This is a genomic window from Candidatus Sarcina troglodytae, from assembly GCF_015708635.1.
Taxonomy (GTDB): Bacteria; Bacillota; Clostridia; order Clostridiales; family Clostridiaceae; genus Sarcina; species Sarcina ventriculi.
In genome coordinates this window covers 1,684,460-1,707,636 of the sequence record NZ_CP051754.1, presented here as the reverse complement: position 1 = coordinate 1,707,636, position 23,177 = coordinate 1,684,460, and the positions used below count along the sequence as shown (strand labels likewise).

General features: G+C 28.7%; 16 protein-coding genes. 14 read left to right on the top strand and 2 right to left on the bottom strand.

Annotation, left to right across the window (positions count from 1 at the left end; all coding sequences use genetic code 11):
- Positions 1-232: 232 nt before the first annotated feature.
- From pheS to HH195_RS07710, 6 genes are all read left to right on the top strand, one after another.
- Positions 233-1,252 (top strand): phenylalanine--tRNA ligase subunit alpha, encoded by a 1,020-nt coding sequence (gene pheS, locus HH195_RS07735; protein WP_196370613.1) that lies wholly within the window; start codon positions 233-235, stop codon positions 1,250-1,252.
- 18 nt (positions 1,253-1,270) lie between these two features.
- A complete protein-coding gene (gene pheT / locus HH195_RS07730; protein ID WP_196370612.1) occupies positions 1,271-3,649 on the top strand; it encodes a phenylalanine--tRNA ligase subunit beta in 2,379 nt (792 codons plus the stop codon).
- Positions 3,650-3,772: 123 nt separating this feature from the next.
- Positions 3,773-6,100, top strand: a complete 2,328-nt coding sequence (gene zapA, locus HH195_RS07725) for a cell division protein ZapA (RefSeq protein ID WP_055257342.1) — start codon at positions 3,773-3,775, stop codon at positions 6,098-6,100.
- 110 nt (positions 6,101-6,210) lie between these two features.
- Complete coding sequence (locus HH195_RS07720) at positions 6,211-7,410, top strand: alanyl-tRNA editing protein (RefSeq protein WP_196370610.1); 1,200 nt, start codon at positions 6,211-6,213, stop codon at positions 7,408-7,410.
- 112 nt (positions 7,411-7,522) lie between these two features.
- Positions 7,523-9,871, top strand: coding sequence for a U32 family peptidase (locus HH195_RS07715; protein WP_196370608.1), 2,349 nt, complete (start codon positions 7,523-7,525; stop codon positions 9,869-9,871).
- A gap of 25 nt (positions 9,872-9,896) precedes the next feature.
- Positions 9,897-12,257 carry an endonuclease MutS2 gene (locus HH195_RS07710; protein ID WP_196370606.1) on the top strand — a complete coding sequence of 787 codons (2,361 nt, stop codon included), beginning with the start codon at positions 9,897-9,899 and terminating at the stop codon, positions 12,255-12,257.
- Between the two features lie 144 nt (positions 12,258-12,401).
- Here the strand turns inward: HH195_RS07710 and HH195_RS07705 are convergent, their stop codons facing one another.
- The gene (locus HH195_RS07705) at positions 12,402-13,619 is read right to left on the bottom strand and encodes an MFS transporter (RefSeq protein ID WP_196370604.1); all 1,218 of its coding nucleotides are present in this window, start codon (positions 13,617-13,619) and stop codon (positions 12,402-12,404) included.
- Positions 13,620-13,952: 333 nt separating this feature from the next.
- Here HH195_RS07705 and HH195_RS07700 point away from each other — a divergent pair, with 333 nt between their 5' ends.
- The 7 genes from HH195_RS07700 to HH195_RS07670 all read left to right on the top strand — a co-directional run bounded on the left by HH195_RS07700 (position 13,953) and on the right by HH195_RS07670 (position 20,508).
- Entirely contained in the window at positions 13,953-14,663 is a 711-nt protein-coding gene (locus tag HH195_RS07700; RefSeq protein WP_196370602.1) for an MIP/aquaporin family protein, read from the top strand.
- Between the two features lie 69 nt (positions 14,664-14,732).
- Positions 14,733-15,293: a glycerol-3-phosphate responsive antiterminator gene (locus HH195_RS07695; RefSeq protein WP_196370600.1), complete on the top strand. Its 561-nt coding sequence runs from the start codon at positions 14,733-14,735 to the stop codon at positions 15,291-15,293.
- Between the two features lie 71 nt (positions 15,294-15,364).
- Entirely contained in the window at positions 15,365-16,864 is a 1,500-nt protein-coding gene (gene glpK, locus HH195_RS07690) for a glycerol kinase GlpK (protein ID WP_058992127.1), read from the top strand.
- A gap of 189 nt (positions 16,865-17,053) precedes the next feature.
- Positions 17,054-18,481, top strand: a complete 1,428-nt coding sequence (locus HH195_RS07685; protein ID WP_196370598.1) for an NAD(P)/FAD-dependent oxidoreductase — start codon at positions 17,054-17,056, stop codon at positions 18,479-18,481.
- A 13-nt stretch (positions 18,482-18,494) separates the two neighbouring features.
- Positions 18,495-19,745: an NAD(P)/FAD-dependent oxidoreductase gene (locus HH195_RS07680; protein WP_196370596.1), complete on the top strand. Its 1,251-nt coding sequence runs from the start codon at positions 18,495-18,497 to the stop codon at positions 19,743-19,745.
- A 2-nt stretch (positions 19,746-19,747) separates the two neighbouring features.
- Complete coding sequence (locus HH195_RS07675) at positions 19,748-20,095, top strand: DUF1667 domain-containing protein (protein WP_196370594.1); 348 nt, start codon at positions 19,748-19,750, stop codon at positions 20,093-20,095.
- Positions 20,096-20,199: 104 nt separating this feature from the next.
- Complete coding sequence (locus HH195_RS07670; protein WP_058992122.1) at positions 20,200-20,508, top strand: rhodanese-like domain-containing protein; 309 nt, start codon at positions 20,200-20,202, stop codon at positions 20,506-20,508.
- A 75-nt stretch (positions 20,509-20,583) separates the two neighbouring features.
- Here HH195_RS07670 and HH195_RS07665 read toward each other — a convergent pair whose 3' ends face one another.
- Entirely contained in the window at positions 20,584-20,976 is a 393-nt protein-coding gene (locus HH195_RS07665) for a hypothetical protein (RefSeq protein ID WP_196370592.1), read from the bottom strand.
- 456 nt (positions 20,977-21,432) lie between these two features.
- Here HH195_RS07665 and HH195_RS07660 point away from each other — a divergent pair, with 456 nt between their 5' ends.
- A complete protein-coding gene (locus HH195_RS07660; RefSeq protein ID WP_196370590.1) occupies positions 21,433-23,157 on the top strand; it encodes a ferredoxin hydrogenase in 1,725 nt (574 codons plus the stop codon).
- Positions 23,158-23,177 lie beyond the last annotated feature (20 nt).

Here is a 23,177-nt window from a genome sequence, read left to right as displayed (position 1 = left end):
GATTCTAACAAAAAATGTGTATGGTGACCTTTTAAAAAGATTTTTTAAAAATCTACAATAGATAAAGGTGGGTGAGACACACATGACAGAGATTTATGAAAATATAGTAGTTGCTGTATTTGTTGGTGGACTTGTTGCAGCATATATAGCTAATACTATAAGACTTCGTAAAATGGGAGAATAAATAAAAAATATAATAATTTTTATATAAAATATGAAAGGAGCTTAATTTATGCAAGAGCAATTAAAAAATATAGAAAATATTGCATTAGAAGAGTTAAAATTAGCTAAAGATAGTACAACTGTAGAAAATATAAGAGTTAAGTACTTAGGGAAAAAAGGTGAATTAACAACTATTTTAAGAAGTATGGGAGGACTTTCAAAAGAAGAAAGACCTATCATGGGTAAACTTGTTAATGAAGTTAAGGCAACTTTAGAGGCTAAACTTGAAGAAGTGTTAACTCAAATTAAAATCAAAGAAAAAAATGAAAAATTAGCACATGAAGTAATTGATATTTCAATTCCAGGAACTAAAAATCTTGTAGGTAAAAGACACCCATTAGAATTAACATTAGATAGTATGAAAGAAATATTTGTGTCTATGGGCTTTACAATAGAGGAAGGACCAGAAGTTGAAAAAGATTATTATAATTTTGAAGCTTTAAATATTCCTAAAAATCACCCAGCTAGAAGTGAACAAGATACATTCTATATAAATGATAATATAGTTTTAAGAACTCAAACATCTCCAGTTCAAGCTAGAGTTATGGAAAAGCAAGAGCCTCCAATAAAGATGATATCTCCAGGTAAGGTATTTAGATCAGATGCAGTTGATGCAACTCATTCACCAATATTCTATCAAATGGAAGGATTAGTTATAGATAAAGGAATAACTTTTGCAGATCTTAAAGGAACACTAGAATTGTTTGCTAAGAAGATGTTTGGAGACAAGGTTAAAACTAAGTTTAGACCGCATCATTTCCCTTTTACAGAGCCATCTGCTGAAATGGATGCAACTTGCTTTGTATGTAATGGAAAAGGCTGTAGAGTTTGTAAGGGAGAAGGGTGGATTGAAATATTAGGTTGTGGAATGGTTCATCCTGATGTTTTAAGAAATTGTGGAATTGACCCAGAGGTTTATAGTGGATTTGCCTTTGGATTTGGTGTTGATAGAATGGTTATGCTTAAATATGGCATAGATGATATTAGATTATTATATGAAAGTGATATGAGATTTTTAAATCAATTTTAAAATATAGGAGGATAGTTTATGAAAGTACCATTTAATTGGCTTAAGGATTATGTTGATATAGATATAGATGCAAAAGGTTTAGGGGATAGATTAACCCTTTCAGGTTCAAAGGTTGAGGGAGTTGAAATTGCAGGTGATACAATACAAAACGTTGTAACTTGTAAATTCGTTGAAATAGAAAAGCATCCAGATGCTGAAAGATTAAGTGTTTGTCAAGTTGATATAGGTAAGGAAGAATTATTACAAATTGTAACAGCTGCAACTAATATGAAAGTTGGAGATATAGTTCCTGTTGCACTTCATAAATCAACTTTAGCAGACGGAACAGAAATTAAAAAAGGTAAGTTAAGAGGCGTAATGTCTAATGGTATGTTTTGTTCTGAAGAAGAATTGGGAATAGCAGGAGATGAACCAGTTCATGGTCTTATGATATTACCTCCTGATACTAAGGTTGGTATATGTATAAAAGAAGCTTTAGGGCTTAATAAGGCTATACTAGATTTTGAAATAACTTCAAATAGACCAGATTGCTTAAGTATAGTTGGTATGGCAAGAGAAACTGCTGCAACTTTAGGAACAAGTTATAAGATGCCAAATTTAAATTATACAGTTAAATCATCTGACAATATAAATAATATATTAAAAGTTGAAGTTAAAGATGATTTGTGTAGAAGATACATGGTAAGAGGAGTTAAAAATGTAAAAATAGCACCATCACCTAAATGGATGCAAGAAAAACTATTTGATGCTGGGGTAAGACCAATAAACAATATAGTAGATATAACAAATTACGTTATGTTAGAACTTGGTCAACCAATGCATGCTTTTGATAAAAGACAAATATCTTCAGGAAAAATAGTTGTTGAAAGAGCAAAAGATGGTGAAAAGTTTGTAACTTTAGATGAAGTTGAAAGAAATTTAAATAGTGATTTTTTATGTATTAAAGATGGAGAGAGTATAGTTGCTTTAGCAGGAATTATGGGTGGTTTAGATTCAGGCATAAAAGATGATACAACAGAGATTATATTTGAATCAGCAAATTTTGATGGAACTAATGTTAGAGTAAATTCTAAAAAATTAGGTTTAAGAACTGAAAGTTCATCAAGATTTGAAAAAGATATAGACCCAAATCTTGCAGCTCTTGCAATAGATAGAGCTTGTGCTTTAATTGAAGAGCTAGATTGTGGAGAAATAATAGATGGAACTATTGATATTTATAATAAAAGAAAGGAACAACATACACTAACTGTTGATTCTGTATGGGTAAATAAATTTTTAGGAACTAATTTATCTAAGGAAGAAATGAAAAGATGTTTAGATAGCCTAGACCTAAAGACAAACATAAATGGCGATAATCTTGTTATAGATGTTCCAACGTTTAGAATAGATATAAATATAAAAGAAGATATAGCAGAAGAAATAGTTAGAATATATGGATATAATAATGTTCCTGCTACTATAATAAAAACTGTAACGGAAAGAGAGCCTAAAAATAAAAAACAAATATTAGATGACTTAGTAGCAAATATTATGATAGCTTCAGGATTAAATCAATCTATTAGTTACTCTTTTATAAGTCCTAAAACTTTCGATAAAATAAATTTATCTAATGATAGTTATTTAAGGAATGTAGTTAAGATTAAAAATCCTTTAGGAGAAGACTATAGTGTAATGAGAACAACCACTCTTCCTTCAATGATGGAATCTTTAGCAAGAAACTATTCAAGGAATAATGACTTAGTTAGATTATTTGAGATAGGTAAAACATATATTCCAGATGAGGATGAAAATAATCTTCCAACTGAAAAAAATATTTTAACAATAGGTATTTATGGAGAAGCAGATTATTATGCATTAAAGGGAGTAGTTGAGAACTTGTTTGATGCTTTAGGAATAAAGAGTGCATCCTTTAAGAGAATGAGTGAAAATCCAAGTTACCACCCAGGAAAAACTGCTGAAATTGTTATAGGAAGAAATTCTTTAGGAATTTTAGGAGAAATACATCCAGATGTTGCTGAAAATTACGGAGTAGAGGTTGATTGTTATGTGGCAGAGCTTGATTTAGATAGAATATACGAATTTGCTAAGACAGTGAAATCATATAAACCACTTCCAAAATTCCCAGCAGTAACTAGAGATATAGCTCTTTTAGTTGATGATGTTATTTTAGTTCAAGAGATAGAAAATGTTATAAAAAAATCAGGTGGAAATTTAGTTGAATCTGTAAAATTATTTGATATCTACAAAGGAGCACAAATACCAGAAGGTAAAAAGAGCATAGCTTATGCAATTATATATAGAGATCCAAGTAAAACTTTAACAGATAAAGATGTAAATAAAGTTCATGATAAAATTTTAAAATCATTAGAGCAAAAATTAAATGCACAACTTAGATAATATTAAGAGAGGGGAAACTTTAAGTTTCCCCTTTTTTCTTGTTTAAAAGCCATAGTTCACAAAGAATTATGCCTATGGTAAAATAAAGATAGTACATTTTGATAAGAGGAGTTATTAATAATTATGGTTACAAGTGTTCATGTTACAATTAATGGTTTTGAATATAATCTAAAGGGTAAAGAGAGTGAAGAATATTTAAAGCACGTTGCAAGTTTTGTAGAGGGTAAAGTTCAAGAGATAATGTCTAAAAATAAAAGTCTTACTATGGTAGGGGCTGTAACCTTAGCGGCTGTAAACATAGCGGATGAGTCTTTTAAGGGAAATAAAGAATATAATGATATTTTAGCAGAACTTGAGGAAATAGAAAGAGAAAACAAGAAGTTAAAAGAAGAGTTAGAAGAAGTAACTGAAAAATATAATAAAACAAATAGAAATTCTCCTGAATATTTAGAGGAACAAAGAAAACATGAGCTTATGAAAAAAGAATTAGAAACTCTAAAGGAAGAATTTAATAAGGCTAGTCAGCTTATATCAGAGTATGAAGTTAAGGATAAACAAAGTGAAATAACGAGAAAAGATTTAGTAGAGCTTAAAGAGGAATATAGAAAAGCTAAAGAAGTTGTCTTAAAATGTGAAAATAAAGAAAAAGAATACATAAGAATTAAAACAGAGCTTTCTGATTTTAAAGATAAATGTGAAAAATTAAATGAAAGGGTATTAGAGTTTGAGGAAAAGGAAAAATTAAATGAAATAACTAGAAATGATTATTTGCAACTCAAAGAGAGATATGGAAAATCAAATAAAATAATACTCGATTATCAAACAAAACAGAGGGAAGCTAATAAAAAGCTTGTAGAATTAAAAGATAGATACGCAAAGGCTAATAAGCTTATGGCAGAGTATGTAACAAAAGAAAAACAGGCAGAGATAACTAAAAAAGATTTAGCTAACTTGAAGGAAGAATATAAAAAACTTAATAATCGTGTAAGCGAATATGAAATAAAGGAAAAAGAAAATGAAGCTATAAAAGGTGAACTTGAAGCTTTAAAGGAACAACAGTTAAAAAATAATAAACTTATAGCAGATTATGAAGCTAAAAGTAAAAAGAAAGATATGATGCTTGGACAATTAAATAAGCTTAAAGAGGATTTAAAAAAATCTCAAGATTCAATAAATGAGTATAAAGAAAAAGAAAAGAAAATGGACGAACTTTTGATTCAAATTGATTTGTTAAAAGAAGAAAACAAAAAATCAAATAAGATTATAGAAGAATTAAAGGAAAAAGAGTTAGAGTTTAAAGAGGTTAAGGACGATTTAGATAAAGCTCAAAAGGAATATGAAGAGATAAGTAAAAAAGTATCAGAATATCAAATTAAGGAAAAAGAACATGACGTGGTTACTAAGGAGCTTGTAGATTTAAAAGAAGAATTTAAAAAAGCTCAAAGAACTATATCAAAATATGAAAACCAAGAAAAAGAGCATGATGGATTAGAAAACGAGGTTTTAGTTTTAAGAGAAGATATTGAAAATGCTAAAATGTTAATAAAAGAATATAAACTTAAAGAAGAAAAACAAGAAAATTTAGCTTATAAGTTACAAGAATTAAAGGAAAAATATGAAGATTCTAAATATCTTATAGAAGATTTGAGAAAAAAAGAGGCTGATTTTAATTCATTAAAGTTTGAAGTAAAAGATTTAGATGTTAAATATAAGGAAGCTAATGCGATAATAGCAAGATATGAGAGTCAAGAAAAAGAAAATGAATATATAAGATTAGAAGTTTCAAAATTAAGAGAAGATTATAATAGAGCCAAAAATGAAATAATAGCATATAAAAATGAAGAGGAACAAAGAAAAAGTATTGATAAAGAACTTAAGCTTTTAAAAGAAGAAAAAGAGAAATATGATGAATTAGAGAGAAAATCAAAAAATCTTACAAATGAATTGCAAAGATTAAATGAAAGATATAATATAGCTAATAAAATGGTTGAGGAGTATAGGATAAAAGAAAAACAAGAAGAGAGAAACAACAAAGTTTTAGATGAAACTAGAAACAATTATGAAAAAAAGAAAAAAGAAAATAATAAATTAAGACAAGAATTACAGGAAACAACAAATAGGTATAAAAATATTTCTAAAGAATTACAAAGACTAAAGGATAAGAATAAACGTGTAGTTAAAGATAATAACAACTTCAAAGTGTCTAATATAGATAAAAAGCAATTTGAAGATAAGGTTGATACTTTAGAAAAAGAGCTTTTGAGACAAAAAGAAATAAATAAAGGGTTGAAGTTTGACCTTCAAAGTAAAAGATATAGGGTATTAGACTTAGAAAGAAAAATTTTAAATTCTAAAGTAGAGATTATTAAAGATGCAAGATATGAAAATGCTCTTCTTTCAGAAAAAAAGATAATTGAAGAATTGAATAAAAATAAGGATGCTTTAAAATAAAAAAAGTAATTAAATGATTAAAAAATTACTTAAGGGATAGTTCATTATCCTTAAGTAATTTTTTTTTAAAAGGTACTTTTATGGAATAATTTTAGATATGAGGTGAAGGTATGAAAAAGCTTTATTATGAAAATCCATATATTAATGAATATAAAACTGAGATAATAGATATTAAGGAAAAAAATGAAAAATATCATGTGATTTTAGAGGAAACTATATTTTTCCCAGGAGGGGGAGGACAATTAAAAGATATTGGTTTTATAGAAAACCAGCAAGTTATTGATGTCTATGAAGAAAATGGTGTAGTTTATCACGTTGTTGATAAGAAGCCTGCAAAAATACATAAGGTTTCCTGTAAGATAGATTGGGAGCATAGATTTTGTGGAATGCAGCAACATTTAGCGCAACATGTTTTATCTGGATGTTTTTTTACCTTATTTAATAAAAATACATTTGGATTCCACTTAGGAAAGAGTGTATCTACTGTGGATATAGAAGGTCCTTTAACTCAGGAGGATATAAGAAAAGCTGAAAAGTTAGCTAATGATATTATATTTAAGAATTTAAAAGTTAACTGTTTTTTTCCAAGCAAGCAGGAACTTAAGAAATTAAAGCTAAGGAGAGCTCTTCCAAAAACTAATGAGAAAATAAGAGTGGTTGAAATAGATGATTTGGATATAAATGCTTGTTGTGGTGTTCATCCTTTACAAACTATAGAACTTCAAATGATAAAAATTAAGGGATTTGAAAAACATAAGCAAGGTTATAGAATAGAATTTTTAGCAGGAAAAAGGGCTATAGATGATTCTTTTAAAAATGATGATTTTATAAAAGATGTATGCTCTTATTTAAAAAGTGGAGAGCAAGATGTTATAAATAGCATAAAAAAATTATCTCAAAATTTCAAGGAGTTGACTAATGAAAACAAAAGATTAGTTGATGAAATAGGAGAATTTAAAGTGCGTGAAATGTTAGATAATTCCTATAAAATAGATGGTGTAACTATTGTGAAAAATATAGAATCTGATATAGAGGTTAAAAAGGCAAGTGCAATAGTTAAAAAACTTGTGGCAAATGAAAAAGTAATAGTTTTGTATGCGGTTAAAACAGATGAAAGAGTAAATATGATTTTTGCTTCATCTAAAGATATAAAAAATATAAATATGGGAGAAGTATTAAAAGATTCTATAAGTTTAGTAGACGGAAAAGGTGGAGGAAGCAAAATATTAGCACAAGGTGCAGGAAAAAATAATGGAAATTTAGAAGCTACATTAGATTATGCCGTAAGAAAGATAGAGAATTTTATATAGGGTAAAATAGCCATAGTGTATATTATGGCTATTTATATTTTATTTGTGTATAATATTTATTAGTTTATAAAAAATATACAATCTAAAATTGCATTTTAGGGGAGATAAATAAATGGAAAAAATAGAATTACTAGCTCCAGCAGGTAGTATGGATAGTTTAATTGCTGCTGTTGCAAAGGGAGCAGATGCTATATATTTAGGAGGAAGCAAGTTTTCAGCAAGAGCTTATGCTTCTAACTTTGATAATGAAGAAATGGAAAAGGCAGTAGATTATTGTCACGAATATGGCATAACTGTTTATGTAACAGTTAATACACTTTTAAAAGAAAATGAATTGCAAGAAGCAATAGATTATGTAGGATTTTTATATAAAATAGGTGTGGATGCTTTAATAATTCAAGATACAGGTCTTGTAAATAAAATAAGAGAAGAATATCCAGATTTTGAGATTCATGCATCAACTCAGCTTAGTATACATAATGGAGAGGGAGCATTATTTTTTAGGGATAATGGTTTTTTAAGAATAGTTTTATCTAGAGAACTTACTTTAGAGGAAATAAGACATATATCAAAAGATCTTAACATAGAAACTGAGATATTTGTTCATGGTGCTCTTTGTGTTAGCTATTCAGGACAATGTTTAATGAGTAGTTTAATAGGGGGAAGAAGCGGAAATAGAGGTAGATGTGCCCAAAGTTGCAGACTTCCATATACTCTAATTAGGGAATCTGATGGTAAAGAGATTAAAGGATATTTATTAAGTCCTAAGGATACTTGTATGATAGAAAATGTGGAGGATTTAATAAAGGCAGGAACAAGTTCTTTAAAAGTTGAAGGAAGAATGAAAAGACCTGAATATGTTGCTGGAGTAACTGAAAGTTATAGAGAAGCTATTGATAATGTATATAATAAAATAGATAAATCTCAGGAAAATAACAAGAAAAAACTTCTTAGACTTTTTAACAGAGAGGGTTTTGCAACTGCATATCTTTATAAAAATACAGGGCATGATATGATGGCTTATAAAAATCCTAAAAATACCGGTGTGTTCTTAGGAGAAGTGTTAAAGTCAGGAGAAATACTTTTAAGTGAAGATATAGCTCTTCAAGATGGTGTGACAAATGGTAATGATGGATTTACTGTAAATAAAATATTCTTAAATGGAAATGAAGTGAAAAAGGCTAAAAAGGGAAGTAAAGTTAAAGTTCTTCCAAGAAAATATAAGGCAAGTGATAAGTTATTTAAGACATTAGATAGTGAACTTTTAAATCAACTTAAAGGAGCTTATGAAAATAAATTTGAGAGAAAGATATTATTAGATGGAAAATGTACTTTTAAAGTTGGTTATCCTATCAAGCTTAGTGTTTCATATAATGGAAAAGTTTATGAAAAACAGGGTGATATAGTAGAGTCTGCTGTAAATAAACCTATTCTTAAGGAAAAGGTAGAAGATAATTTAAAAAAATCTGGAGATATAGCTTATAAGATAAATAATATTACCTTTTTAGAGTTTGAAGATGGATTTATAAGGGTATCAGCAATAAATAATTTAAGAAGAGAATTATTAGAAGAAATAAGATCATTTGAAGTTTTAAAGTTTAAGAGAAATGAGAGAAGAAAAGAATTTAGTTGTATAAAAGATATGGACAGAGATATTCCAGGGCTTTTAATAAACATAAATACGTATGAACAATTAAGGGCAGTTAAAGAAAAAAAAGTCGAGGCTGTATCTTTAGATATATTTGGAAAAAACAAAGGTGCTTTGAATAAAGAATCTTTGAAAGAATTACAAGATTTTAATGGAAGAGTATATTTAAAAATACCAACTATAATTAAAGAGGAATTTGAAATTATATGTAATTTAATAAATGAGAATTTAGAAAATGTAGAAGGTATAATTACAGCTAATGCAGGAATAATAAATAGATTTAAAGATAAAACAAAAATAGTTGGGGATTATAAACTTAATATATTTAATTCAAATTCTTTAAAATTTTATAATAAGCATATAGCAGCTTCATGTGTAAGTGTAGAATTGAACAGAAAAGAGATAAATTCTATGGTTAAAAAATACAATGAAGGAACGCAATTTTTAATTTATGGTAAAATAGAAGCGATGGTAAGCGAATATTGTCCAATAGGAAGTACTTTTGGAGGGAAAAATACTTTAAATGCATGTAGCAATGAATGTACAAGGAGTACCTTTATATTAAAAGATAGAGTAGGGCAAAATAATACTATAAAAACAGATATATTTTGTAGATCTCATATATTTAATACTGTTGCGATTAATTTAATTTCAGAAATAGAAGATATTAAGAGTATGGGAATAGAAAATTTTAGAATAGATTTAATTGATGAAAGTTATGAAGAGTCATTAAATGTTATAGACGCTGTAAAAAATAAAAAAAGATTAGTAGGAAATTATACTAAAGGTCATTATAGAAGAGGCGTTGAGTAAGAGAAAAGGGGAATAAAAAAGTTTTATGAATGATAAAGTTTTAAGAGTTTTAGAATTTACAAAGATAAAAAATGAATTAAAACAATATGCAATAACAAAATCAGCAAAAGATATGGTTTTGAATCTTAAGCCTTATGAATCTTTTTATGATGTAGTTGAGCATCTTGAAGAAACTAATGAGGCATTAGAGTTAATTACTAAAAAAGGTAATCCTCCTTTTGAAGGATTTTATGATATTAAGGATGGAATAGTTAGAGCCGAAAAGGGCGGAGTATTAAATGCTGGAACTCTTTTGAAGATAGGAAATATGCTAAGGGTTTCAAGAAGAATGTCTGAATTTTTAAATAGAAAAGAAGAAGAGGAATCTTATAAAATATTAGAAGATTTAGCGATTGGATTAGTTAGCATAAAAGGGCTTGAGAATTCAATTTCTAATGCAATAATTGGAGAAGATGAAATTTCTGATAAAGCAAGTAGTACATTATATGGTATAAGAAAAAGTTTAAAAGAAAAAAATTCATCTGTAAGAGAAAAAGTAAATGCAATAGTTAGAAGTAATTCACAATACTTACAGGATAATCTGTATACAATGAGAGGGGATAGATATGTTATCCCTGTAAAAGCAGAATACAAGTCTCAAGTGCCAGGTCTTGTTCATGACCAAAGTTCAACTGGTGCAACTCTTTTTATAGAACCTATGAGCATTGTTAATTTAAACAATGAAATAAAAGAGCTTATGTTAAAGGAAAGGGAAGAAATTAATAGAATATTAGGGGTTTTATCTAAGGCAGTTTATGAGAATATAACAGAAATAAGCAATAACTTTAACATTTTAGTTGAGTTTGATTTTATTTTTGCAAAAGCTAAATATGGAAGTTTTATAAATGGTACTATGCCAAATGTTAATGATAAAGGAATAATAGATATTATACAAGGAAGACATCCTTTAATAGATAGAGAAAAAGTAGTATCTTCTGATATATATTTAGGAAGAGATTTTACAAGTCTAATAGTTACAGGGCCAAATACAGGTGGTAAAACAGTAACTTTAAAAACTGCTGGTCTTATTGAACTTATGGGGCTTTCAGGACTTTTAATACCTGCTATGGAGAACTCAACTATAAGCTTTTTTAAGGAGATATTTGCAGATATAGGTGATGAACAAAGTATAGAACAAAGTTTATCAACATTTTCATCTCATATGAAAAATATAGTTGAAATAATGGCAGTTGCAAATGATGAAAGTTTTGTATTATTTGATGAATTAGGTGCGGGAACTGACCCAACAGAAGGTGCAGCTCTTGCTATATCAATTTTAGAAAACTTAAGAAAAAGAGGAACAAAGTTATTAGCAACAACACATTATAGTGAACTTAAAGGTTATGCATTAAAGACTACAAATGTAGAAAATGCTTCTGTTGAATTTGATGTAGAAACTTTAAGACCAACTTATAGACTTTTAATAGGAGTGCCAGGAAAATCTAATGCCTTTGAGATATCTAAGAGGCTAGGACTTCCTGACTATGTAATAAAAGATGCGAAGGAATCTATAGATAGTGAATCTATAAAATTTGAAGATTTAATACAATCACTTCAAGATAAAAGAATAAGAGCTGAAAAAGATGCAAGAGAAAATCAAATACTAAGAAGAGAAGCTAAGGCTTTAAGAGATAAGTATAAGGAAAAACTAGATAGAATAGAGGTAGTTAGAGAAAATGCTTATTCAGAGGCAAGAAGAGAGGCTAAAGAAATTCTAAGAAATGCAAAAGAAGAATCAGATGCAATTCTTAAAAATATGAGAGAGATGGAGAGATTAGGGATAACTAGTGATGCAAGAAGGAGGTTAGAAGAGGAGAGAAGTAAGCTTAGAGATAAGATAAATAATGCTGAAAGCTTTCTTCAAAAAAAAGTAAATGATAATAAAGGAGAGGCAATAGATAATATTACTCTAGGTATGGAAGCTATGCTACCTTCGTTAAATCAAAAGGTCATAATTCTCTCAAGACCAGATGCTAAAGGAATGGTTCAAGTCCAGGCTGGAATTATGAAAATAAATGTTAAAGCAGAAGAATTGAGAAAAATAAAACAAACAAAAGAAGAGAAAAAAATTAAAAAAAGAGAAGCAAAGCTTAATGTTAAAGTTGTTCCAACATCTATTGATTTAAGGGGAATGGATTCAGAGGAGGCTTGTTATGCAGCTGATAAATATTTAGATGATGCATATGTTGGAGGTCTTGGGGAGGTTACTTTAGTTCATGGTAAAGGAACGGGAGTACTTAGGAAAGCAATAAATGAAATGTTGAGAAAACATCCTCATGTAAAAAGTCATAGACTTGGAGAATATGGAGAAGGTGGAACAGGAGTTACTGTTGTTATATTAAAATAATGTGGGAAGTCAATATAAGACAGGATATATTATTATAATAAAGCTAAGTAATATCATTAAAATATAAAAAAAGAATCCTAATGAATAAGATTTTAAGTAGAAATAGAGAACTATAAATTTGACTTATAATTCTCTATTTTTATTTTAGCAAAAACTTTTTTTAGTTCTAGATTCTTTCAAGAATGAAGGGATTATTATAACTAGAGCTATTATGCTTAAAATTAAATATGTATAACCAAATATTGATATTCCAGTATATACACTTAAATATCCTGTGAATAAATTTAATATACTGGAAAAAATAGTTGGTATAACAACAACCTCAAATAAAAATGCAGTTGATTGTTGCTTTGTAGGAACTAATTCAGCAATTAAATTATTTTGTACTGGCATCATAATTCCAACTACTACTCCATGAACAAGCATTAAAAGTAATAAGAACATATAGTTAGGTATTGAAGCCATAAAGTACCATCTAAAACATAGAATAACCAAAGCTGTAAATGTAGCTAAGTAACTTTTTTTAGCGAATGGAAGTTTGTGAAATATAAATAAAAATACTATTTCCATAACAACCATAATAAATGGTACTGTACTTATCAAGCTAGTAGGACAACTAAGCTTTTCAAGAATAACTTGTATAGAATAATTACTTGTAGAATTACAAGTCGCCATTATTACATTTGTTGCAAATAATTGTATTAAAAATGGCTTGTTTTTTAGCAAACTAAAAAGAATTTCTTTTGCATTAATATCGTTTTTTTGTGCTTTTAAATTATTTTTTATTTGCTCTTCATTTTCTCCAGTTGTAAGCTCTGGAATAAATTGAAGTATAATAACTGTTGACAGCATTATAAAGCCACATATAAGAAGGGCGCCTGTTGTTCCCCATAAATCGATAAATACTGGAGAAATAAGACCAGAGATAGCATACCCTATAGCTCCCCATACACGAACTTTACCAAAAGGATAGCCTGTTTTCTTTTCAATAGCTAGTAGATATTCAGACATTAAACTAGTACTTGGGGCATAAAGACAGCTTCCGGCAATGGCTATTATAAAGAATAACCAAAAATTATTAGTAAATACTAGAATAATGATAGTAAGAGCGTTAGCTATGGTTACAAGTTTAGTTAGATGGATAAGTCTTTTAGATTTATCAATAATTTTTCCCCACAAAGGTGATACTGCTAACATTACAAGAGGAGGTATACTAGATATTAATGATATTTCATCTGTTGAAAAACCTTTAACAGAACTTAGAAAAACAACAAATATACCATAATAAATACCACCAGCTAATAAGTATATAAATAAATTACTAGAGTATAGACCTATTATTTTTTTATCTTTTGCATTCATTAATCCGTCCCTTTCTTTTGTACTTAATAGTATAAATATATTACTTGTATATTTTAAGACATTTATTATGTTAATAAGTTAATTATTTATTAAGATTTTGTATATAATTAATTTTAGTATAATAGTTCATAAATTAATTATGTTAGTAATATATGTTTACTTATTAAAATATAAAAAAATAATTCGTATAGACAAAATATAGTATTAGTGATAAAATTTATTTATGAAAACGAATACTCAAGTTGTGTGAAAGAGAATTAGAGTTAAGCACAAGAAAATATTTCTTGACTTAACTTTTTTTTCTTTTTTATAAAAAATAAAAGGGGGAAGTTTATGCTAGAAAAGTTTATGGCAGAGCTTATAGGAACCATGATACTTATTCTTTTAGGAGATGGGGTAGTTGCCAATGTAGTTCTTAAAAAAAACAAGGGAGAAGGTTCGGGATGGATTGTTATAACTACGGGATGGGCTTTAGCTGTTGCTATTCCAGTTTTCTTATTTGCAAACGTGAGTGGTGCACAGTTTAATCCGGCAGTCACAATAGCTTTAGCAGTAACAGGAAGTCTTCCATGGAATGAAGTATTAGTATATATAGGAGCTCAATTAATAGGGGCTTTTATAGGTGCAGTTTTAGTATTCGTATCATATTACAAGCATTTTGAAGAGACAGAAGATAAGGATTCAAAACTTGGAACATTCTGCACAATACCAGCGATAAGAAGTAAAAAATGGAATTTTATAACTGAGTTTATAGGAACATTTATACTTATGTTTGTTATAGTAGGTCTTGGAAAAGTGGACATGGTAAATGGTATATCACCTATTGCAGTAGGATTTTTAATATGGGTCATAGGTTTATCTTTAGGTGGTCCAACTGGTTATGCAATAAATCCAGCTAGAGATTTAGCACCAAGATTTGCACATTTTATTCTTCCTATACCAAATAAAAGAGATTCAGATTGGAGCTATGCTTGGATTCCAATAATTGCACCAATATTAGGAGGAATATGCGGAGCGATATTTTATTTACTACTATTTAAATAAATAATTTTTGAATTTATTAAAATTACAGTATTAAAGTCTTTATGAAAATAATTACAAGGAGTTGGAGTTATGGTTGAATTAAAAAATATATTAGAAGAAAGTCCAATAGTAGCAGCAGTTAAAAATGTTGAACAATTAGATAAGGCATTAAAAACAGATGTTAATGTTATATTTGTTCTCTTTGGAGATATTTTAAATTTAAACGAAATAAGTGAGAAGATATATAAGAGCAACAAAGTAGGGATAATTCATATAGACTTGGTAGAGGGATTAACAAATAAAGAGGTATCTTTAAGATATTTAAAAAAGAATACTAAATTTAAAGGTATAATAAGTACAAAATCTCAAACTATAAAAGCAGCAAAAAAATTGGGCTTTTATGCTATACAAAGAGCTTTTATTTTAGACAGTTTATCTCTTGCAAATACTAAAACTCATTTAGTTGATGAGTGTGATGCGATAGAAATGTTGCCAGGACTTTTGTTTAAAGTTATAAAAGATTTATCCAAAACATTAAATAAACCTTTAATAGTTGGGGGGTTAATATCTGATAAAGAAGATGTTATGGAAGCTTTAAAATCAGGTGCAACATGTATATCAGCTACAAAAGAGGAATTATGGAGTATATAATTAAAAGGTATGTATAAAAAGATAAGGCAACTTTTAAAAAATATTGATTAAGATATAGAGGTGAGTGTTTTATGAAAAAATATATAGTAGCGTTAGATCAAGGTACAACAAGTTCAAGAGCAATAATTTTTGATAAAGAGCAAAACATTATAGGGATGAGTCAAAAGGAGTTTACACAAATATATCCTAAAGAAGGTTGGGTTGAACACGATCCTATGGAGATTTGGGCAACTGAGTATAGTGTACTTCAAGAAGTTTTGGCAAAATCTAATATAACCCAAGAAGATATTGCAGCAATTGGAATTACAAATCAAAGAGAAACTACGATAGTTTGGGATAAAAATACTGGGAAACCAGTTTATAATGCTATAGTTTGGCAATGTAGAAGAACAGCTCACATTTGTAATGAATTAAAAAAGCAGGGTTTAGAACAATATATAAAAGATACAACTGGATTAGTAATTGATGCTTATTTTTCAGCAACAAAAATAAAATGGATATTAGATAATGTAGAAGGTGCAAGAGAAAAGGCAAATAGAGGAGAACTTTTATTTGGAACAGTTGATTCATGGCTTGTTTGGAAGTTAACTAATGGAAAGGTTCATATAACGGATTATACAAATGCAAGTAGAACAATGCTTTATAATATAAAAGAATTAAAATGGGATGAAAAAATGTTAGAAATTTTGGATATACCAAAAAGTATGTTACCCGAGGTTAGAAATTCTTCAGAAGTGTATGGGTATGCAAATTTAGGGGTAAAAGGTGGTGTTAGAGTTCCAATAGCAGGAATAGCAGGTGATCAACAAGCAGCTCTTTTTGGACAAGCAGCTTTTAATAAAGGTGATGTAAAAAATACTTATGGTACAGGTTGCTTTCTTCTTATGAACACGGGAGAAAAGATGGTAAAGAGTAAAAATGGATTAGTCACAACGATTGCAATTGGAATGGATAATAAAGTACAATATGCTCTTGAAGGGTCTGTTTTTGTAGGTGGTGCAGTTGTACAATGGCTTAGAGATGAACTTGAAATGATATCAGATTCATCAGATACGGATTATTTTGCAACTAAAGTGGAAGATAATGGTGGAGTTTATGTGGTTCCAGCTTTTGTTGGACTTGGAGCACCTTATTGGGATATGTATGCTAGAGGTACTATAGTTGGTTTAACAAGAGGAACAAATAAGAATCATATAATAAGAGCAGCACTTGAATCCATAGCATATCAAACTAAAGATGTTTTAGATGCAATGGTTGATGAAGTTAAGGAAGATATAAAATGTATAAAAGTTGATGGTGGGGCTAGTAAAAATAAATTTTTAATGCAATTCCAGTCAGATATAGTTGGTAAAAAAGTAATAAGACCTATAATAACTGAAACAACAGCACTAGGGGCAGCATATCTTGCTGGTCTTGCGGTAGGATTTTGGAAGGATAAAGATGAAATATCTAAATTTTGGTATTCATCAGAAGAGTTTAATCCAAATTTAGATGAAGAAAAGAGGGAGAAGTACTGTAAGGGGTGGAAAAAAGCAGTATATAGATCAAAAGATTGGATAGAAGAGGAATAAAACTAGATTATTAACATAAAATATGATATAATATAAATAAGTTAATAGGTTAGTTTAATTGTGCAAGAGAAAGAGAGTCAAGCACAAAAAGGCATTTAAATATGCTTTTTTGGGTTTGGCTTTTTTTGTTTTTCTGTATATTAGTGTATATTCTGATATGGATAATAAATAATTAAGGGAGAGATGGATATGTATGATGTAGTAATTATTGGAGCTGGAATTATTGGAGCTTCTATATTTAGAGAATTAACAAAATATGATTTAAGTGTTTTAACGGTGGAAAAAGAAAATGATGTGTGTATGGGTTCATCTAAAGCAAATTCAGCAATAGTTCATGCTGGGTATGATCCAAAACCTAATACTTTAATGGCTAAGTATAATGTAGAAGGAAATAAAATGTTTGACAAACTTTGTAGTGATTTATCTGTTCCTTTTAAAAGAAATGGTTCACTTATAGTAGCTTTTAGTGATGAAGAGTTAGAATCTTTAAATAAACTTTATAAGAGAGGAATAGAAAATAAAGTTGAAGGATTAAAAATTTTAGACAAGCAGGAAACTTTAAATTTAGAACCTAATCTTAAAGATGATGTGAAAGGAGCGCTTTTAGCCCCAACAGGAGGAATTGTAGGTGTTTATGAACTTACAATAGCTAGTGTTGAAAATGCACTATGCAATGGGGGAGAATTAAAGTTAAATTCTAAGGTTATTAATATAGAAAAAAATAAAAATTTTGAAATAACTCTAGAGTCAGGTGAGATTATAGAAAGTAAATTTGTAATAAATGCTGCTGGGGTTTATGCAGATGATATTCATAATATGATTTCTGAAGAAACATTTTCGATAGTTCCAAGAAAAGGGCAATATTATGTTCTTGATAAAAGTCAAGGTGAATTGTTTAAAAGGACTATATTTCAGTGTCCTACTAAACTTGGCAAAGGAATTTTAGTGACACCAACGGTACATGGAAACCTTTTAGTTGGTCCTGATGCTACGGATAATATGGATAAAGATAGTGTAAGTACGGAATCAGTTAACTTAGATTTAGTTAGAGAAACATCTTTAAAAACTACAAACAGAGTAAATTTTAGAGAAAGTATAAGAAATTTTTCTGGACTTAGAGCAGTTTCAAATAGAGATGATTTTATAGTTGAAGAATGTAAAGATGTATCAGGATTTTTTGATGTAGCAGGGATAAAATCGCCAGGACTTACATCAGCACCAGCAATTGCTATAGATATTATCAAAATGCTAGAGGATAGTGGATTGCAATTAAATAAAAAAGAGAATTTTAATGAAAAGAGAGAACAAGTAAATTTTATGGAACTTTCAAGTGAAGAGAAGGATGCACTTATAAAAAAAGACAGTAGATATGGAAGAATAATATGCAGGTGTGAAAATATAACTGAAGGAGAAATTGTGGATAGTATAAATAGAACACTTGGTGCTACAACAATAGATGGAGTAAAGAGAAGGTGTAGACCAGGGTGTGGAAGATGTCAAGGAGGATTTTGTGGACCTAGAGTACAGGAAATAATAGCTAGAGAAAAAAATATGAAGCTTGAAGATGTAATGTTAGATGCAAAGAATTCTTATGTTTTAGTGGGAAAAACAAAATAGGAGGTATAGGTTTATGAAATATGATTTAGTAGTGGTAGGTGGAGGACCTGCAGGTCTTGCAGCGGCTTATGAAGCTTATAATAATGGGATAGAAAATGTATTGATTATAGAAAGAGATAAGGAACTTGGTGGAATATTAAACCAATGTATTCATAATGGATTTGGACTTCATACGTTTAAAGAAGAACTTACAGGTCCTGAGTATGCTCAAAGATTTATAGATATGGTTAAAGATACAAATATAGAAATTAAATTAGATACTATGGTTTTAGATATAGAAGATAAAACTATTCATGCTGTAAATTCAAAGGATGGTTATATACAGGTAGAGGCTAAAGCTATAGTTTTGGCTATGGGTTGTAGAGAAAGAACAAGAGGAGCAATAGCTATGCCAGGAGATAGAGTATCTGGAATATTTACAGCAGGTGCAGCTCAAAGATTTATAAATATGGAAGGATATATGGTTGGAAAAAGAGTTGTTATTTTAGGTTCAGGAGATATTGGACTTATAATGGCAAGAAGAATGACATTAGAAGGAGCAAAGGTAGAAGCTGTAGTTGAACTTATGCCGTATTCTAATGGCTTAAATAGGAATATAGTTCAGTGTTTAAACGACTATAATATACCTCTTTATTTATCACATACAGTAGTAAATGTACAGGGAAATGGCAGATTAGAGAAAGTTACAATTGCAAAGGTTGATGAAAATAGAAAACCTATAGAGGGTACAGAAAAAGAATTTGATGTAGACACACTTTTATTATCTGTTGGATTAATTCCTGAAAATGAATTATCAAAAAATGCTGGGGTTATATTGGATAAAAGAACTAATGGACTTATAGTTTCTGAAAATATGGAAACATCAAAAAACGGAATATTTGCTTGTGGAAATGTTGTACATGTTCATGACTTAGTTGATTTTGTTACAGAAGAGGCTAAAAGAGCTGGTAAAAATGCAGCGAAGTATATAAAGGGGAAAAATAGACAAGGAAGAGTCATAGAAGTTAAAAATGGTAAAAATATAAATTATACAGTTCCACAAAAAATATATGTAAATAATTTAGATGAAAATATAAATGTATTTATGAGAGTTTCTAATGTGTTTACAAATAAAATAATAGTTGTACGTGACGAAGAAAAGGTTTTACAAAGATTTAAAAGAGCACATTTAGCACCGGCTGAGATGGAGAGAATATTAATACTTAAAGATAATTTAAAAGAAGTTAATGGAAATATTGAAATTTCTTTAGAGGATGGTGAATAAATATGGAGAGAGAATTAATATGTATAGTTTGTCCTAAAGGATGTCACTTAAAGGTAGATATAAATAATGAAAATGTAACAGGAAATGGTTGTAAAAGAGGCTTTATATATGGCTTAAATGAAGTTAAAGAACCTAAAAGAATAGTAACTTCAACAGTAAAAATATATGGGGTTAGTGGTAAGGTTGTTCCTGTTAAAACTGAAAAGGAAATTCCAAAAGATAAAATATTTGATATAATGAAGGAAATAAACAAAGTAGAGATTAGACTTCCTATAAAGGTTGGACAAGTAATAATAGAAAATATTTTAGAAACCCAAGTTAATATAATAGCTACAAAATCAATAACTTAAAATGAATTAAAGGGCTTTAAAGCCCTTTTTATGTGTCTTTAATCATTGACAAAGAATTTTAGTAGTGATAAATTTTACTTAAAAACTATTAAGGAGAAGATTGAATGTTTGATAAAAAATTTGAAACAATACATGTAGATGATTTAGATGAAATAATAAATGATATAGAATTAATAGATATTAGAGAAACATATGAATATAGAGCAGGGCATATTAAGGGAGCTAAGAATATTCCAATGTCAGAGCTTTTAAAAGATACGGGGAATTATTTAAAAAAAGATAAAGAATATCATATAATATGTCAAGGTGGATCAAGAAGTAAGATGGCTTGTGATAAGTTAGCACAAGATGGGTTTAAAGTTGTTGATGTAGCTGGAGGAACTGCTTCGTATTTAGGCTCTTTAGAAGTTTAAGATAATCAATTGTAATTTTAAATGAATAATAAGAAGCTGTTATAAGATAATTTTATAACAGCTTTTTATTAAATATTATTTTTCAGTTTTTTCATTTTCTAAAGTTGTTGCAACTTCTTTATTTAAATTAACATTTGAATTTTTAGAATTTAATACTCTAAATACCTTAGTGTTAATAATTCCAGCAGCGAATAAAAGGACTGCAATTCCTAAATAAGTAGCAACATAACTACATAATTGAATAATTAAACTAGGAACTAGGGAGTTGAAAACAGTATCGTATGGATAACCACTTGCTAAGTAAGTACTAAATTGGTTAACAAATATCATTAAGTAATCAACTAATGATATTATTCCAACTATAGCAACAATAATTCCTATAATATATAAGAATATTGAACTTTTAGGAGTAACTTTTTTTTTCTTTACTAGTGCTTTTGATTTTGACTTTTTGGTTTTATTAGCCATAGTATTACCTCTTTTTCTTAAATATTTTATAATTATTATAATTACCAGTAAAAAATAATTTTTTATTTAAAGTTATATTTTACTATGTAAATATAACACTAGTATGTGACAGTTTAGTGTTAAAATTGTATTTAAAATGAAATAAATATTTTAAAAAGAATGATTGGTAAAATATAAATGTAGGGAATTTTATATAATGACATCGTAATTATTATATGATATAATTTTAATGGTGATTATATTATATTTTTAAAAGTTAAGTAATTAACAATGATAATGAAAATGGTGAAGAATAAATATAAATTCTAAATATTTTTTAATTATTTATATTAATGTATTAATGCGAATATTTAAGTATATTGTTGCTTATTGTTTGTAATATTATGTATTTATATATTAAACTTATATTGAATTTGGAGTTTTATATTGTTAGGCTTATTGGAGGTACAGGTACGGATGAAAACTTTGATTATCAACGACAAGAAAATAGGATTTGAAGAAGGAAGAACCATATTACAAGTGGCTACAGCAAATGGTATACACATACCATCTCTTTGTTGTCTTGAAGATTGTAAAAATGGTGGGCAATGTGGAATTTGTGTAGTTGAAATAGAAGGGCAAGATAGATTAGCAAGATCCTGTTGTATAAAAGCTAAAGAAGGAATGGTAATTAAAACTGACAGTGAAAGGGTTCAAAATGAAGTAAAGTTTTTAATGACTAAACTTTTAGATAATCATGAATTCAAATGTGGTCAATGTAGAAGAAAAGAAGATTGTGAATTTTTAAAGCTTGTTATAAAGACTAAAGCTAGAGCATCAAAACCTTTTATAGTAAAGGATAAGTCAGAATATGTAGATAGTAGAAGTAAATCAATAGTTTTAGATAAAAGTAAATGTGTAAATTGTGGTAGATGTGTTGCAGCATGTAGAACAAAGTCTGGAACAAAGGTTATGAAATTCCATAAAGAAGATGGAAGAAGAATTGTAGGTCCAGATGAACTTAAGTGTTTTGATGATACTAATTGTATTTTATGTGGACAATGTATAATAGCGTGTCCAGTGGATGCCCTATCAGAAAAACCTCATATAGATAGAGTTAAGGAAGCTTTAGCTGATGAAAATAAACATGTTATAGTGGCTATAGCACCTTCTGTTAGAACAGCATTAGGTGAAAGATTAAAAATGGGTTATGGAGTAGATGTAACAGGAAAAACTTATGCAGTTTTAAGAAAGTTAGGCTTTGATAAGGTGTTTGATATAAATTTTGGTGCTGATATGACAATAATGGAAGAAGCAACAGAGCTTGTTGAAAGAATAAAAAAAGGTGGACCATTTCCAATGTTTACATCATGTTGCTCAGGTTGGGTGAGACAAGCTAGAAATTATTTCCCAGAGTTTTTAGAAAATTTATCTTCAGCTAAATCACCACAACAAGAATTTGGTGCAGCAAGTAAATCATATTATGCGACAATTTCTGGTATAAATCCTGAGAATATATTTACTGTAACTGTTATGCCATGTGTTGCTAAAAAATATGAAGCTGATATGCCTGAGATGCAAAATGATGGATTTAGAAATATAGATGCAGTAATAACAACAAGAGAATTAGCATTAATGATTAAAAATAATAAAATAGATTTTGCTAATTTGGAGGATGAAGAGGCAGATCCAGCTATGGGTGAATATACTGGTGCTGGAACTATTTTTGGAGCAACTGGTGGAGTTATGGAAGCTGCTTTAAGATCAGCTAAGGATTTTGTTGAAGGAACTGATTTAGATAAGATAGATTATAGAGAAGTAAGAGGATTAGAAGGAATAAAAGAGGCAACAGTTAATATTGATGGAAATAATTATAATGTTGCTGTAATAAATGGTGCAGCTAATGTATTTAAATTTATGGAAAGTGATGCTTTAAGTAAAAAGCAATATCATTTTATAGAAGTCATGGCATGTCCTGGTGGTTGTGTAAATGGAGGTGGACAACCTCATTTAAATGCTCATGATAGAAAGCATATGAATATAAAAACAGTTAGAGCATCAGTTCTTTATAATCAAGATAAAAATTTAGAGTATAGAAAATCTCATAAGAATAGAGCATTATTGAAGATGTATGAAACGTATATGGGCGAACCAGGATGTGGAAAAGCTCATGAGTTATTACACTTTAAATATACAAAATAATTTAAGTACAAATAGAGATA

Coding starts and splice junctions, on each gene's coding strand:
- HH195_RS07720 (WP_196370610.1), top strand. CDS start 6,211: ATGAAAAAGCTTTATTATGAAAATCCATATATTAATGAATATAAAACT.
- HH195_RS07710 (WP_196370606.1), top strand. CDS start 9,897: ATGAATGATAAAGTTTTAAGAGTTTTAGAATTTACAAAGATAAAAAAT.
- HH195_RS07695 (WP_196370600.1), top strand. CDS start 14,733: ATGGTTGAATTAAAAAATATATTAGAAGAAAGTCCAATAGTAGCAGCA.
- HH195_RS07685 (WP_196370598.1), top strand. CDS start 17,054: ATGTATGATGTAGTAATTATTGGAGCTGGAATTATTGGAGCTTCTATA.
- HH195_RS07660 (WP_196370590.1), top strand. CDS start 21,433: ATGAAAACTTTGATTATCAACGACAAGAAAATAGGATTTGAAGAAGGA.
- HH195_RS07700 (WP_196370602.1), top strand. CDS start 13,953: ATGCTAGAAAAGTTTATGGCAGAGCTTATAGGAACCATGATACTTATT.
- HH195_RS07675 (WP_196370594.1), top strand. CDS start 19,748: ATGGAGAGAGAATTAATATGTATAGTTTGTCCTAAAGGATGTCACTTA.
- pheT (WP_196370612.1), top strand. CDS start 1,271: ATGAAAGTACCATTTAATTGGCTTAAGGATTATGTTGATATAGATATA.
- glpK (WP_058992127.1), top strand. CDS start 15,365: ATGAAAAAATATATAGTAGCGTTAGATCAAGGTACAACAAGTTCAAGA.
- HH195_RS07665 (WP_196370592.1), bottom strand. CDS start 20,976: ATGGCTAATAAAACCAAAAAGTCAAAATCAAAAGCACTAGTAAAGAAA.
- HH195_RS07715 (WP_196370608.1), top strand. CDS start 7,523: ATGGAAAAAATAGAATTACTAGCTCCAGCAGGTAGTATGGATAGTTTA.
- zapA (WP_055257342.1), top strand. CDS start 3,773: ATGGTTACAAGTGTTCATGTTACAATTAATGGTTTTGAATATAATCTA.
- HH195_RS07705 (WP_196370604.1), bottom strand. CDS start 13,619: ATGAATGCAAAAGATAAAAAAATAATAGGTCTATACTCTAGTAATTTA.
- HH195_RS07670 (WP_058992122.1), top strand. CDS start 20,200: ATGTTTGATAAAAAATTTGAAACAATACATGTAGATGATTTAGATGAA.
- pheS (WP_196370613.1), top strand. CDS start 233: ATGCAAGAGCAATTAAAAAATATAGAAAATATTGCATTAGAAGAGTTA.
- HH195_RS07680 (WP_196370596.1), top strand. CDS start 18,495: ATGAAATATGATTTAGTAGTGGTAGGTGGAGGACCTGCAGGTCTTGCA.